This is a genomic window from Xanthomonas axonopodis pv. maculifoliigardeniae, assembly GCF_041519315.1.
Classification (GTDB): Bacteria; Pseudomonadota; Gammaproteobacteria; order Xanthomonadales; family Xanthomonadaceae; genus Xanthomonas; species Xanthomonas euvesicatoria.
Map to the genome: position 1 here is coordinate 373,540 of NZ_CP167998.1, position 14,653 is coordinate 388,192.

12 protein-coding genes and 2 pseudogenes are annotated in these 14,653 nt (G+C 63.9%); 7 read left to right on the forward strand and 7 right to left on the reverse strand.

The annotated features are described in order from the left end of the window. Positions 1–85 precede the first annotated feature (85 nt). Positions 86–517 (forward strand): winged helix-turn-helix transcriptional regulator, encoded by a 432-nt coding sequence (locus tag ACDH77_RS01610; RefSeq protein WP_008576183.1) that lies wholly within the window; start codon positions 86–88, stop codon positions 515–517. 193 nt (positions 518–710) lie between these two features. Here ACDH77_RS01610 and ACDH77_RS01615 read toward each other — a convergent pair whose 3' ends face one another. From ACDH77_RS01615 to ilvD, 5 genes and pseudogenes are all read right to left on the reverse strand, one after another. Next, entirely contained in the window at positions 711–986 is a 276-nt protein-coding gene (locus ACDH77_RS01615) for a hypothetical protein (RefSeq protein ID WP_014089090.1), read from the reverse strand. Positions 987–1,482: 496 nt separating this feature from the next. Next, a protein-coding gene (locus ACDH77_RS01620; RefSeq protein WP_094030629.1) for an IS3 family transposase occupies positions 1,483–2,585 on the reverse strand; the annotation gives its coding sequence in 2 pieces (ribosomal slippage) (positions 1,483–2,327 and positions 2,327–2,585; 1,104 coding nt in all). Positions 2,586–3,204: 619 nt separating this feature from the next. Then, on the reverse strand, positions 3,205–3,441 hold the full coding sequence (locus ACDH77_RS01625) for a hypothetical protein (protein WP_144080855.1): 237 nt from the start codon (positions 3,439–3,441) through the stop codon (positions 3,205–3,207). Positions 3,442–4,628: 1,187 nt separating this feature from the next. Next, positions 4,629–4,844, reverse strand: a pseudogene (locus tag ACDH77_RS01630) (hypothetical protein); the annotation flags it as partial. A 64-nt stretch (positions 4,845–4,908) separates the two neighbouring features. Next, positions 4,909–6,747 carry a dihydroxy-acid dehydratase gene (gene ilvD, locus ACDH77_RS01635; protein WP_031420771.1) on the reverse strand — a complete coding sequence of 613 codons (1,839 nt, stop codon included), beginning with the start codon at positions 6,745–6,747 and terminating at the stop codon, positions 4,909–4,911. A 385-nt stretch (positions 6,748–7,132) separates the two neighbouring features. On the opposite strand from ilvD, the gene ACDH77_RS01640 reads away from it, so the two are divergent. Together ACDH77_RS01640 and ACDH77_RS01645 are read left to right on the forward strand one after the other, a co-directional pair. Then, entirely contained in the window at positions 7,133–8,494 is a 1,362-nt protein-coding gene (locus tag ACDH77_RS01640) for a glycoside hydrolase family 5 protein (RefSeq protein ID WP_031420772.1), read from the forward strand. 126 nt (positions 8,495–8,620) lie between these two features. Next, positions 8,621–8,809, forward strand: a complete 189-nt coding sequence (locus tag ACDH77_RS01645; protein WP_031420773.1) for a hypothetical protein — start codon at positions 8,621–8,623, stop codon at positions 8,807–8,809. Between the two features lie 56 nt (positions 8,810–8,865). Here ACDH77_RS01645 and ACDH77_RS01650 read toward each other — a convergent pair whose 3' ends face one another. Beyond that, positions 8,866–9,411 (reverse strand): gamma carbonic anhydrase family protein, encoded by a 546-nt coding sequence (locus ACDH77_RS01650; RefSeq protein WP_031420774.1) that lies wholly within the window; start codon positions 9,409–9,411, stop codon positions 8,866–8,868. Next, positions 9,408–9,632: pseudogene (locus ACDH77_RS01655) on the reverse strand (hypothetical protein). Before ACDH77_RS01655 ends, ACDH77_RS01650 begins: the two are co-directional and overlap by 4 nt. Before the next feature lie 240 nt (positions 9,633–9,872). Here ACDH77_RS01655 and ACDH77_RS01660 point away from each other — a divergent pair. From ACDH77_RS01660 to ACDH77_RS01675, 4 genes are all read left to right on the forward strand, one after another. Next, positions 9,873–11,183, forward strand: a complete 1,311-nt coding sequence (locus tag ACDH77_RS01660) for an MFS transporter (protein WP_031420775.1) — start codon at positions 9,873–9,875, stop codon at positions 11,181–11,183. Between the two features lie 149 nt (positions 11,184–11,332). Continuing rightward, positions 11,333–12,580 carry an HD-GYP domain-containing protein gene (locus tag ACDH77_RS01665; RefSeq protein ID WP_008577977.1) on the forward strand — a complete coding sequence of 416 codons (1,248 nt, stop codon included), beginning with the start codon at positions 11,333–11,335 and terminating at the stop codon, positions 12,578–12,580. Positions 12,581–12,962: 382 nt separating this feature from the next. Further along, positions 12,963–13,493 carry a MarR family winged helix-turn-helix transcriptional regulator gene (locus ACDH77_RS01670; protein ID WP_011346056.1) on the forward strand — a complete coding sequence of 177 codons (531 nt, stop codon included), beginning with the start codon at positions 12,963–12,965 and terminating at the stop codon, positions 13,491–13,493. Between the two features lie 167 nt (positions 13,494–13,660). Continuing rightward, positions 13,661–14,653, forward strand: coding sequence for a transporter (locus ACDH77_RS01675; protein ID WP_008577975.1), 993 nt, complete (start codon positions 13,661–13,663; stop codon positions 14,651–14,653).

The window sequence follows — 14,653 nt, forward strand, 5'->3', positions numbered from 1 at the left end:
ATTGGTCGCCCGCATAGTGTCAGCCCCGCCCCGGCCTCCGCAAGGAGGCAGTTTCGCTCCCCCTGGTTACCGTGAGATACCCCACGTGAATGCGATTGCCCTGTTCCCGCTGCCGCCGTCCCTGGAAGGACCCTTCGACGCCACCAAGTGCCCGGTGCGCGATGTACTCGACCAGATCGGCGACAAGTGGACCCTGCTGATCCTGCTGACGCTGATCCCCGGCCCATCCCGCTTCAGTGCCATCCAGCGCGCCGTGCCGGACATCTCCAAGCGCATGCTGACCCAGACGCTGCGCAATCTTGAGCGCAACGGCATGATCACCCGCAAGGTCTACGCCACCAAGCCGCCGAGCGTGGAATACGCGCTCTCCAAGCTGGGAATTTCCCTCCTCGGCCCGGTCTCGCAACTGCTCACGTGGGCGGGCGAAAACCACGGCAGCATCCGCGCCGCGCGTGAGCGATTCGATCGCGCGCAGCAGGCGGCAGTGGCGTTGGATCCCGACGAAGCGATGGCATAGGCGCAGTGCTGCGTCACCGCGATTCAAGCCAATGCGCTGAGGTGGTGCAGCGGCGCTCCCGCGTGCGCATCGGCTGAGCTGTCGGCCGTGACTGCAGAAGGCACTCGTGGTGTCCCTGCTTGCATCTCTCTCATGTGCGGTCTGATGCGTGAGTCAGTCCGCGCTGTGAAGTGCTGTCGGATGGAATGAAGTGTCAGGGCGCCAACCGGCGACGACACAGCGTCAGTGCAGCCCAGCCAACCCCGCCGCCAGCGATGCCACCCCAAATGATGCCATCGGTGAAGCGATAGCCAGTAAGGTGTGCCACACCGGCACCGATAACGAAGCCGGAAAGCGAGAACCAGCCAACCATCCGACGGCCCGCCACGGCCCGATCTTTCGCGGCACGCCTGCGACGAATCTTTTCTCGTGCTTCCAGATCCGGCTGAAGTATGGCCTGCGCGATTGCGTCTGCTTGTGACTGATCCATGCACCGATTCCTGAAGAGCGCCAGCGCTTGAATTACGCTGCCGCCTGCCCGCGAGACGGACTTGGCTTGAAAGAGTTGTTAGGCCGCATTCTGCGCCGCCACACGCGACCGGAACAGTAGAAACTCCAGGCGGTGATTGCAGTTGGCGCAGTATAGGTCCCGTCCGATGCCGGGGCGCTCAACCTTGCGAACAAGATGCAGCGGGTAATCTGGCAGTGGCCCCTCCGGCAGGCCCCAGTAATCCGGAAAGTACGACCCAAAATCTGCATCACAGAAGTCGCAGAGGACAATCTCTTGGCCCCAAATTTCAAAGGCGTGGTACTCGTGCTTTCCGCGAATGCACTCGTCTAGCTCGCCAGGCGCATGCCCGCAGTCGAAGCACGGGGCGACATCAATCTCTTGCAGTTGAAGTGAGCATGGGGCAACTGGTCATACGGCCTGACGCTTGAGGTAAGCCGAGCCGCCGACGTCCCCCCGCTCTGAGTAGCGGCCGGGTTTAGAGTCCGGGGTTGATGATATCGGTGTTGGCCAGCTGTTGGGCATACGCAGATGGCGTCATGCCGCCAATGGCCTTCTTGGGTCGCTCCTCGTTGTATTCGCGTCGCCAGCGTTCGATCTCGGTACGCGCATGCAGCAGGGTTGGGAACCAGTGCTCGTTGAGGCATTCGTCGCGCAGCCGGCCATTGAACGATTCGACGTAGGCGTTCTGGTTTGGCTTGCCAGGCTGGATCAGCCGTAACTGCACGCCACGCGCATGTGCCCAGGCCACCATCGCTTTGCCGCAAAACTCCTTGCCGTTATCTGTGCGGATCACCTGTGGCAAGCCGCGACTGTGCGCCAGCCGATCCAGCACGCGTGTCACGCCATGGCCCGAGATTGCGCGCTCCACCTCGATGGCGATCGCTTCGTGGGTTGCATCGTCCACGATCACCAGACACTTGATCACTCGGCCTTCGGCGCTGCGGTCGAACACGAAATCCATCGACCACACCTGATTGGCCTGCGATGGCCGCAGCAGCGGCTGACGCTCTCCTATCAGCACCTTTTTGCGCTTGCGGCGCCGGACCTGCAGCTGCTGCTCGCGGTACAACCGCTCCACACGCTTGTAGTTCACGATGCGTCCTTCCTGTCGTAATTTGAGATAGATCATCCCCACACCATAACGGCGATGGCGATGCGCCAACGCACAGATGCGTTCGCGCAGTTCGACGTTGCGATCTTCGCGCGGGCAATATCGCAGCGCACTGGCGCTCATGCCGATCACTGCCAACGCACGACGCTCGCTGGCACCACGCCCGATCCACTCGCGCACCAGCATGCGACGCGCCGGTGCGCTCACCACTTTTTTCGCAGTGCATCCTTGATCAGGTCGTTCTCGAACAGCTGCTCGGCCAGCAACTTCTTCAGCCGCGCGTTCTCGGACTCAAGGTCCTTGAGCCGCTTGGCATCGGGCACGCTCATCCCGCCGAACTTGCTGCGCCACAGATAATAGGAAGCCTCGCTGAAGCCATGCCGCCGGCACAGGTCCTTGATCGCCACACCGGCATCAGCTTCGCGCAGGAAGCCGATGATCTGTTCTTCAGAAAAACGCTTCTTCACGTCCAATCTCCTCGAGTTAGGGAATTGGACTCCAAACTGAGGTGCTACTCAAAATCGGGGGGGCGTCGCAGGCATTGAAGTGGCTGATGTCGCCAAAGTCTTGAGGAGGCGATGGGATTGCGGTCTTAGGATTGACTGCGCCGTAGGATGTGCTGACATCTTGGACTTGGCATCCGCCAAGAGGAGCCGAAACCAGAAACAAGAAAAGAGTAGGTCTCACGTGGCTAACGCCCAAATTAAGCAGACCCACTAAGCGGTTTCGGCTTGAATGGATTGTTAGGCCGCGCCTGACAGCACGCGGCCAGTAGCTTTTGTATCACCCTCCCAGACCGTGAACTCGGTACCGACCGGGAAGTATCGAACAGCCTCTGGCATGAGCAGTTGTACCGTAGCCGGGAAAGTCTCTCCAGGCAAAGGATTGCCCGAGAAGAGCAGGCGAGCCGACCAATACTCGTTGTTGATGCCAAGGACTGCGCGCCACTCGCCGTGCACCAGGTGGCCAGTGCATCCGCCGGCGTCTGTCGGTAGCAGATGAATCTCGGCAGCGAATAGAGGTGACATAGCGGCCTAACGCTGGAATTAAATCGAGTTGCGAAACAACTTCGGCGGGAATGAATTGTTAGGCTGATGGCCGGTGAGGAACATATTGCAAAGGCTCTCGCTGCAGGAACCATTTTGGTAGGTAGACGCGGCCAAATGGGGGTGACAAAAGCATAACGCCAGGTTCTTCAGTGCCGATGGTCTCCATCTCGGCTGCCGTCAGAATGACAAGCTCAACGGTGCCAGGAGTCTGGCCATGTTCCAGCAGCACCGAGTCTCCTACTTGAATTGGTGATCCGTCTGCGTAGGTGAGCATTGAACTTTCCCCCGAGGCCTAACGCCTGAATTAAGCCGATCCGCGAAGCGGGTTCGACTTGAATGAATTGTTATGTGCCATCCTGCAACGGAAAGCCGTCCGGAAGCAATTCAACCTCCGAGAGCATGCAAATGCCATTGCCGCCACACAGCGGCCTGACGCCAAGGATGACACCGGAGGGGCCGTGCTCAGCTTGGACTACGACGACGGGCTCGGACTCACCAGACTCAAGGCGCTGGAGAGCGCAGCACGGAAGCGCGAAGTCCACGGGCTCGGACCCGCCAGGGATGTAGAACACGGCTCTACCCTCTATCACATCGGCCTCGGTTGCGGGGCGGCGAGCCATGTGGGGAACGGACGACCAGCAGGCTTTTTCTACACGACCCCAGAGATTGTCCATGGCACTTAACACCTGACTTAAGCCGAGCCGCGAAGCGGATTCGGCTTGAATGAATTGTTAGGCCTCATCATCTATTAGGCCTATGCTGTAAGGAAGTCCTGCAACGAAATGCGCGACGCGCTGGTCGCGTGATGCTGATTTGATGGCGACCGCCTCCTGTTCGCATACCCGAACAAAAGTCCTCCTCTCTTCTAAGGATGCGCCTTGTAGTTCTGCCGCCATCCCTTCCGCAGCTGTAATCACCGAGTTGCTATGCCGCCTGACGCCTGAGTTAAGCCGCATCCCGAAGCGGGCTCGGCTTGAATGAATTGTCAGGCGGCAAGCCGACGCAGTCTTCCCCACGACTGGCGAAGCCCCACAAGGTGCACTAGACCAATGGCGAGACAGGTCGCCGAGCTCACGACCCAGAACGTGAGGCTGTTGCCAGGGAAGTAGGCCATGACCGGGACAAACGCCACACCGCGAACGATGTAAATACCTGTGACCGCCGTAAGGACTGTTCGACGTAGCGGAAACGGCCGGAATACACCTGCAGCCGAGAGTGCGTATGCACCCCAGATGGCCAAGATGGTGGCGATTGCTAGTGTGACCACTGTCGGGTACCAGCTGCCTTCAGCGTGACGTTGCGCCATCTGCTCTCCGGCGCCCAAGAGGCGGAAGAGTGGTTCGCCCACTACCAAGCATGCAAGATGTGCCAGTGCTGCAACGCCACTCAGTGCGCCGCCGACGATGAGAAGCTTGTTGGTTGGGCCTTCCACGCGATCTCCCTTGCGGACTAACGCCCGAGTTAAGCCAATCCACGAAGCGGGTTCGGCTTGAATGAATTGTTATCGCGGAGGTCGTTGACCAAGTTGTCGAACGATTGCGTGCACTTTAGAAGGTGCTGCGCATCCTGTACGAACTCTTCCAGCTCAAGGATTGTAATCCCAGCAAGGCGATGGACCTCTGCAGCGCTCTGCCCTAGGGACTGGTGCCCAACAACCTTGTTACGGACAAGGAAAATCCACCGAATGCGTTGCACCGCGCTGGCCATCCGAAGCCAGCTCGCCACGCTGCGCTCGCTGTCCCTAGCCGTCCAACAATGCCTTGTCCCGCACCGCACCCTTGTCCGCACTGGTCGCCAGCAACGCGTACGCCTTCAATGCAGTAGTGACCTTGCGGGGGCGCACTTCCACCGGCTTCCAGCCCTTGGCATCTTGCTCGGCACGACGAAGGGCGAGTTCCTCGTCCGAGATCAGCAGGTTGATCGAGCGCTGGGGAATGTCGATCAGGATCCTGTCGCCGTCGCGCACCAGGCCGATCGCGCCGCCTGCGGCGGCTTCCGGCGATGCGTGGCCGATCGATAACCCCGAGGTGCCGCCGGAGAAGCGGCCGTCGGTGAGCAGGGCGCATTGTTTGCCCAGGCCCTTGGATTTGAGATAGCTGGTGGGGTAGAGCATTTCCTGCATGCCGGGGCCGCCCTTGGGGCCCTCGTAGCGGATGACCACCACGTCCCCCGCAACCACCTCATCGGCAAGGATGCCCTTGACTGCCGCATCCTGGCTCTCGAACACGCGGGCCGTGCCTTCGAATACGTGGATGGATTCGTCCACGCCTGCAGTTTTCACCACGCAGCCGTCGCGGGCGATATTGCCGTACAGCACGGCCAGGCCGCCTTCTTGCGAGAACGCGTGTGCGACATCGCGGATGCAGCCCTCGCTGCGGTCGGTATCCAGGCTGTCCCAGCGCGTGGCCTGGCTGAAGGCGATCTGCGTGGGAATGCCGGCCGGGCCGGCTTTGTAGAACGTGTGTACTGTTTCATCGTCGGTCTGGGTGACATCCCATTGCGCGATGGCCTCAGCCAGCGTGCGTGCGTGCACGGTGGCGGCGTTGGTATGCAGCAGGCCACCACGTGCCAGCTCGCCGAGAATGGCCATGATGCCGCCGGCGCGATGCACGTCTTCGATGTGGTACTTGGGCGTATTCGGCGCGACCTTGCACAGCTGCGGCACGCGCTTGGACAGGCGGTCGATATCGTGCATGCCGAATGCAACCTCGCCCTCCTGTGCGGCAGCGAGCAGATGCAGGATGGTGTTGGTCGAGCCACCCATGGCGATATCCAGCGTCATCGCATTTTCGAAGGCTTCGAAGGTGGCGATGCCGCGCGGCAGGGCAGTGGGATCTTCGCCGCCGTACCAGCGGTGACACAGTTCCACCGCCACGCGTCCGGCGCGCAGGAACAGTTGTTCGCGGTCGGCGTGCGTGGCGACGACCGTGCCGTTGCCGGGCAGCGACAGGCCCAGCGCTTCGGTCAGGCAGTTCATCGAGTTGGCGGTGAACATGCCCGAGCACGAGCCGCAGGTGGGGCAGGCGCTGCGCTCGAACTCTGCCACCTTTTCGTCGGAGGCGCTGTCGTCGGCGGCGATCACCATCGCGTCGATCAGGTCGAGCTTGTGCTCGGCCAGCTTGGTCTTGCCGGCTTCCATCGGGCCGCCGGAAACGAACACGGTGGGGATGTTGAGCCGTAGCGCGGCCATCAACATGCCGGGGGTGATCTTGTCGCAATTGGAAATGCACACCAGCGCGTCGGCGCAATGCGCGTTGACCATGTATTCGACCGAGTCGGCGATGATCTCGCGGCTGGGCAGCGAATACAGCATGCCGTCATGGCCCATCGCGATGCCGTCATCCACGGCGATGGTGTCGAACTCTTTGGCCACGCCGCCGACGCGTTCGATCTCGCGCGCGACCAGCTGACCAAGATCCTTCAGGTGCACATGCCCGGGCACGAACTGCGTGAACGAGTTGGCGATGGCGATGATGGGCTTGTGGAAGTCGCCATCGCGCATGCCGGTGGCACGCCACAGGGCGCGGGCGCCGGCCATGTTGCGGCCGTGGGTGGAGGTTTTGGAACGGTACTCGGGCATGGCGAATTCGACGGCTGATTGGCGAGCGGTGGCTGGCAATTAGAGCGCGTCGTGACTGTTGCTGCTGCAACCGTCACCGCACGCGCAGGGTCCGCACGTTAGCACGCACGCCGGCGTGCACTCGCAGTGCAGCGGCGGGCGTTGCCGGCATGCCGCGCAGTTGCCGCTCCGGCGCCATCGGCTCACGGGCCTGCACCGGCGCAGCGCCGTTGGCCTGTCATGTAATGCGATGTAAACGTATGCGCCCGGGCATGCAGTGGCAGGAGTGCGAACCGGCGCGCAGATCCGGGCGCTGGGGCGCGGCCACTATCGAGAGCGGTCGGTGCGGCCGAGGGGGAGCTGCGCCGGCGAGGATCTTTCCAACGGCACCGCAGGAGGCGCCCCTATGTCCGACCATCCATCTCCACGCCGTGCACCAGCGGCACCGCCCCACTCCACCACGCCACCGGTCGCCGGCGGCATCACCCGCCGTCGCGTGCTGCAAGGGGCGGCCGGCGCCGCGGTCGTGGCCACCACCGGTTGGGCAGGCCATGCGGCCGCGCAAAGCGCCAGCCTGCCGTTCGCTGGCCTCAACCTGTCCGGTCTGGCCTCCAATAGTTATGTGGAAAACGCCGAGATCGGCACGCATTACCGCGCCATCACTGCGCAGCATGTGGCCGCGGCAGGAAGCTGCCCGCTCTTCCGTCTGCCGACCACCGCCGCGCGCTTCACGCGTGGGCAGGGCGCGCCGTTGAACGAGAGCTACTGCAAGCAGGTGCAGGACGCGTTGGACAATATCGCTGCGCGCGGCAAGCGCGCCATCGTGGAGCTGCACGATTACATGCGGCTGCCGCAGCGGGTGGCGGCCAAGAGCGGATACCGGCGCGATGCCAGCGGTGCAGTCGTCGATGCGCGCGGCAATCGTGTGGGCGATCTGGCGGCGGCCGAGCTGTGGGCCGATACCTATCCGCTGCGCAACTTCAATTACGTGGGCTATCTGGACGGTCGCGACCAACTGCTCAAGCTCTACGAATACCGGGTGATCGGCACGCCGGGGTGCACGCTCTACAACGACGCCGGCCTGCCGGATCTGTGGGCGCGTATCGTCAACCGGTTCAAGCAGCATCCGGCGGTGTTCGGCTGGGGCGTCATGAACGAGCCGTACCAGGGCGCCGAGCGCAATGCGGATGGCACGGTGCTGTCGATGGCCGCACATTGGCAGAAGACCGCCACCGCCTGCTCCAAGACCATCATCGACCGCGATCGAAACCATTTCGTTTTCGTGTGCGGCAACGGCTATGCCAGCGCCCGGCGCTGGCAGGACGATTCGATGGACCTGTTCGACATCCCGGACCCATACGATTGCATCGTGTACGAGGCGCACAACTATCTCGACAGCAATGGCAGCGGGGGCGGTAACTGGATCGGGCCCGGTGGACGCAACGAGGTGATCAAGCCGGATACCGGCATCGACATGGTCAGCCCGTTCATCGAAGCGCTGCAGCAGGCCGGCAAGCGCGGTTATCTGGGCGAGCACGGCTATCCGGCCGGCAATCGCAGCGCGGAGATCGCCACCACGCGCATGCTGGCGCACTTGCAGGCCTACAACATTCCCAGCACGCAGTGGTGCTTCGGCCCCGGGTGGCCGGACGACGACGTGCTTGGCATGAGCCGCGACGTGGGTGCGGACATCCAGGCCAAGGCCAACCTGGCGGCCGTGCAGGCGTTCTTCGACGTGCGCCTGTCCAGCTACGTTCCGCCCCGCTAGCGGGCATCGCCGCCGCTACGGGGAGGTGGCGGCGGTTTACACTGCGGCATGCACATGGACATCCCCTGCCGCGCTGGCTGCGCGGCCTGCTGTATCGCTCCATCCATCAGTTCGGCGATTCCCGGCATGCCGCACGGCAAGCCGGCGGGGGTGCCGTGCGTGCAACTGGACGGGCAGGGCCGCTGCCGCCTGTTCGGCCTGCCGACGCGGCCGGCGGTCTGCACCAGCCTGCGTCCGTCCCAGGACATGTGCGGTGCATCGCGCGCCCAGGCGCTGGCGATGTTGACGGCACTGGAGCACGCCACGCAGCCGTAGCCGCGCGCACCTGGTACCGTCGCGCCCGCGCCAGACAGGTGCGCCGGTGCTGCGGCTCAGCCGGCGGGTGAGCCGCCCAGGTACTGATCCTTGAGCCGCACGTAATGTTGCGCGGAGTAATGCAGGCTTTCGATTTCCTTGTCGCTGAGCGTGCGCGCCGGGCGTGCAGGATTGCCCAGCCACAACTCGGCTTCGCCCACCACCTTGCCCGGGCCCACCACTGCGCCGGCGCCGACAAAGCCATAGCGCTTGACCGTTGCGCCATCGAGCACGCAGGCGCCCATGCCGATCAGGCACAGGTCTTCGATGGTGCAGGCATGCAGGATGGTGCCGTGGCCGACGGTGACGTCCTCGCCGATCACGGTGGGGTAGCCGGCCTTGTTGAACGGGCTGTGGTGGCTGACGTGGATGATGGTGCCGTCCTGCACGTTGGTGCGCGCGCCGATCTGCACATGATTGACGTCGCCGCGAATCACGGTGCCCGGCCAGACCGAGACGTCATCGCCCAGGCTCACCTCGCCGATGATGGTGCAGGCAGGATCGACGTAGACGCGGGCGCCCAGTTGCGGGGTGTGGTGCAAAAAGGAGCGAATCGGGGTCACGGCATCTCCGTCAGGTCAGCGTGCCGCCCACTGCGGACACGCCGCGGATGATACCTGCGCTGCGGTTGCCGCTGCGGCAGCGCACCGGGCTGCAGTCACCAACGCACGGATGCAATGTGTGCGAGGTGGCTGGCAGAGGTGGCCGGGTGGGCCGACGTGCAATGGAGTGTGTCGCGTCGCCAGAGATTCCAAAGCCGCGGGCAGCACGTGACGCGGTGCATCCGAAGGCATCGCAGCGCTGGCCAAGTGTGTTGGCGCATTTCCGATAAGCGCACAGCGTTGCGGTCATCGGCCTTGAACCGGCAGCGCAATGGGCTAGCGTGTGCAGGCGGTCGCAAGCCACTGCGCATCGGCGATTGCACGCATCGCTGCACCGCGGTTTAGCCGGTCTCGCACACTGCGCCGTTCAACGGCCACTGCAGTGCCTTCGCCTCAACCCTCTCTCACCACAGGACATGCCAATGCCTCAGCACACTGCATCGTTTGGGCATTTCGTGCTGGAGCGCATGACGCCGTTTCAGTGGAGAGCCGTTGCGGTGTGCGTGTTGCTGACGATGCTCGACGGCTTCGACGTGATGGCGATGGCGTTCACCGCACCGCACGTGTCGGCAGACTGGCAGCTGTCGGGCAAGCTGCTGGGCATGCTGTTCAGCGCGGGCCTGATCGGCATGGCGCTTGGCGCACTGGGGTTGGCGCCGCTGGCCGACCGCATCGGTCGTCGCGCGCTGACGCTGGCATGTCTGGCCATCCTGACCGTCGGCATGGGCATGTCGGCAGTGGCCAGCACTGCATGGCAGCTCGGGGCGCTGCGGCTGCTGACCGGTCTGGGTATCGGCGGTATGTTGGCCTGCGTTGCAGTCACGGCAGGGGAGTTTTCCAGCCCCCGTTGGCGCAACACTGCCATCGTGCTGCAGGTGACCGGCTACCCGGTCGGTGCCACGCTGGGTGGCATGATTGCCGAACTGTTGATGCAACAGTGGTCGTGGCCCGCGGTGTTCGTACTCGGGGCGGTGGCATCGTTGCTGTGCGTGCCGTTGGTGCTTGCATTCCTGCCCGAGTCGCTGGAGTTCCTGATCATGCGCCGGCCACCCGATGCCGTCGCGCGCTTCAACGCCGTGCTGGCGCGGATGGGAATGCCGCCGCACGACGCATTGCCGCCGCTGCCGCCGCAATCTGCCACGCAGGCACAAGGCTATCGGGCCCTGTTTGACGCTGCCATGCGGCGGCACACGCTGCTGATCGCGCTTGGCTTTTTCTCGCTGATGTTTGCGTTCTACTTCGTGATCAGCTGGACGCCGAAGCTGCTGGTGACCGCCGGCGCGTCGGCCACGGACGGCGTCACGGGCGGGGTGCTGTTGAATCTTGGTGGCATCGGCGGCGGCTTGCTGTTCAGCGGGTTGGCATCGTGCGTGCGGCTGGCGCGCCTGACGATCGGGTCCCTGTTGCTGATGGGCCTGGCGATGCTGGCCTCCGGCCTGTGCAGTACGCAGTTGAGCTGGGCGTTCGCCGTCGCCTTGCTCACCGGGGCAGCGATGTTTGCTGCGGTGGGCGGCATGTACGCCATTGTTCCGATCGTCTTCAACGCTGCGGTGCGTTCGACTGCGCTGGGCTGGGCGATCGGGGTGGGGCGCTTGGGTGCGATCTTGTCGCCGTTCTGCGCCGGGGTGTTGCTGGACGCCGGATGGTCACCGGCCATGTTGTATCTGGCCTGCAGCGTGCCGTTGCTGTTGGCCATCGTCGCCGTGCTGGCGATGCGGTTGCCCAACCGCTGAGCGGCCCGCCTACAGCCGCGTCCGGCATCACATCCGGGCCGTTCCCCGACCCGGCCGCGGGCCAAAGAAATCGTGCCATGTGCCGATAACACCGCAGACCGCCAAGTCGTGGCGAACTTTTCCTGGACATTGTGCAGACCAGCGCCGGCATGCTCAGAACCATCGACTCAGATCAACTCCGCCCCGGCATGTACGTCTACAAGCTGCTGGGCGCGTGGGTGCACCATCCGTTCTGGAAGACGTCGTTTCTGGTCGATTCCGACGATGTGGAGAAGATCCATGACAGCCGCATCGAGCAGTTGGTGATCGATACCGCGCGCGGGCTGGATGTGGAGGCGCCCACGCCCCCTGGCGTGTCCGCCGAACCAGCCGCGCCGCCGAGCCCGGCACCTGCTGCGCCCGAACCGCCGGAGCCTGCCGCCGCGCCGCGTAGCGTGCGCACCAACAGCGTGACCGCCCAGGTCGGCATCGAAGCGGAGGTGGTACGCGCACGCCGCATCTTCGAAGACGGCCGCGACATGGTCGAGGCGATGTTCCGCGATGTGCGGCTGGGGCGCACCGTCGACACAGAAGCGGCCATGCCGCTGGTGGAAGCCATCAACGACTCGGTGCTGCGGCATCCGCAGGCCTTGATCAGCGTGGCGCGGCTCAAGACCGCCGACGACTACACCTATCTGCATTCGATGGCCGTGGCCGGGCTGATGAGCGGGTTGGCGCGCCAGCTCGGCCTGCCCGAATCGCAGGTGGTGGAAGCAGCGATGGGCGGCCTGCTGCACGACATGGGCAAGGCGGTGACACCGTTGGAAATTCTCAACAAGCCCGGCCGGCTCACCAACGACGAAATGGAGATCATGCGCCAGCATCCGCTGGATGGCCATCGGCTGCTGGTGGCCGGCGGCGTGCAGAACGCGGTGGTGCTGGAAATCGCGCTGCATCATCACGAAAAGATGGATGGCAGCGGCTATCCGAATCAATTGGTGGGCGAGAATATTTCGTTGATGTCGCGCATGGGTGCGGTCTGCGATGTCTACGACGCCATCAGCTCGGACCGCCCTTACAAACGCGGTTGGGATCCGGCCGAATCGCTCAAGCAAATGGCGTCCTGGAAGGGCCATTTCGACCCGGTGGTGTTCCAGGCTTTCGTGCGCCGGCTGGGGATTTATCCGGTCGGCTCGCTGGTGCGGCTGGAGTCGCAAAAACTTGCGGTGGTGATCGAACAGACGCCCGATGCGCTGCTCAAGCCCAAGGTGCGCGTGTTCTATTCGGCCAAGTTGCGCAGCCACGTGTTGGTGCAGGACATCGACCTGTCGCGTCCGGACTGCCATGACCGCATTGCGCAGATGGAAAGCCCTGCCGAATGGGGCTTCCGCGATCTGGAAAAGCTCTGGCTGCCCTAGACGGGCTATACAGGCGTTGAATCGGCAGCCGCCGCGGCAATGCGCGCGGTGCGTCATGCGCGCCGATCACTGCGACACTCCTTGCACAGAAGCGCCACCCCGCTAGCGAACGCGACCATGCTGCGCTGCAGCTTGGCAATGTAGTTATGATCAATAACTATTCCGGAACGCAATCACTTGCCGGCCGGAACCATGTCTCAGCCTTGCCCGGATCACCGTCGCCCCCCGTCAGCCGCAGCGCCGGCCCGACGCTGCAGGCTGCGTGCGTGGCAGGGCGTCGGGGCTGACGCACCCGCGGCGCGTGCACCCGCGGCGTGCCTGTCCACATCGGCAGGCCCGGTGGCGTCTACAATGCGGTGCACGCCGTGGATCGGCGTTGCGGATGCGGCGCATTGCGCGTACCGGTCCGCCCGCTGCCCCCGTCGCGAGAACCGCCATGCCCGTCACCGCTCTTGCTGCACCCTTGCCCGACGCCGTCACCTCGGTGGATCAGGCGCGGCTGCTGCGGTTGCTGGGGTATCGCATCACCCGCACCGAGTTGATGGTGCGGCGGATGTTCCAGGAGTGCGTGGCCGCCTTCGACCTCAAGCCGGTCGACTTCTCGCTGCTGATGCTGGTGGATGGCAACCCCGGCATCAACCAGCGCCAGATCGGCGATGTGCTGCACGTGTCGCCGCCGAATCTGGCGATCGTGGTGGCCAGGCTGGTCAAGCGTCGCCTGCTGCGGCAGGTGCGTGGGCGGCAGGACCGGCGCATGCAGCACCTTTCGCTGACCGCGGCCGGTGCCGCGCTCCTGGCCGCCGCCGAGGCCGAAGTGCTGCGCATGGAACAGCAGCTCAGTGCCGTGCTCGGTTCCAGCGAAGCACCGTTGTTGCGCGCCCTGGACCGTCTGGACCGTCTGGACACGCCGTAACCCGCCTCGGTCGGCGGCCTGCCGCCCGGCAGCCATTCCCAACGAACGTTTCCACTGCACGTGCTGTGCGTCGCGCGGCGCGCGCGCTTGCCTGCCGTCGCTGATGTGGCACGCACCGCTGTTGCTTCCCAACGCTGGAGATATCTGCAGTGATTCGATCATCGGTGATGCGTGGTGCGGGTGTGGCAGCAGGCTGGCGGCTGCGCGCGTTGCTCGGCCTGGCGGCATGCCTGGCAGCGGGTGCGGCGCCTGCGCAAAGTGCGCCACAGAGCGCGGCGCTGACCAATGGCATCAATACCGGGGGCACCAGTTTCCTGGATGGCTTTACCAGCACCACGCCCGGCTTGGCGGTGGTCACCTATCTGCGGCACAACGCGCTGGATGCCATCAAGGACGCACGTGGCAACGATATCCCGGTGTTCGACAACCCGCGGATCGATTCCACCGTGTTGCTGACCCAGTTCGCTTACGTCACGCCCTATCACGTATTCGGCGGCGCGCTCGGCATCACTGCGCTGGTGCCGCTGGTCAATCTGGATGCCTCCTTCGGCCGCAACAGCATTGCCACGCTGCGTGACAATGGCGCCGGCGTGGGTGATGTGACGTTCGGGCCGTATCTGCAAATGCCACCTGTGATCCGCAACGGGCGACCGGTGTTCTCGCAGCGGTTCGAATTCGACGCCGTGGCACCGATTGGCAAGTACGACGGCAATCGCGATCTCAACCAGAGCTCCGGTTACTGGTCGCTCATTCCAAGCTACGCATTCACGGTACTGCCCACGCCCAATTGGGAACTTAGCGCACGCATCAACTACATCTATAACTTTCGCAGCGAGCGCCGTCCGAACTTGCCGCCAGGCTTCGACTTCCGCAATGGTCAGGCAGGCGATGCGGGATGGATCAACTTCGCCACCTCCTGGGAGGTGGCACCGAAGCTGCGGCTGGGCATCAATGCGTATTACCTGACCCAGTTCCGCGACAACCGCACCAACGACCAGCGCGTGCCGGACAGCCGTCAACGCGCGTTCTATGCAGGGCCGGGTGGCGTGTGGCGCTTTGATGCAAACAACATCCTGTTCGCCAACGTCTATCTACCGGTGGAGGTGCGCAATGCCGCGTCCGGCAACAATGTCAATTTCGAGTATGTCCATGTGTTCTAG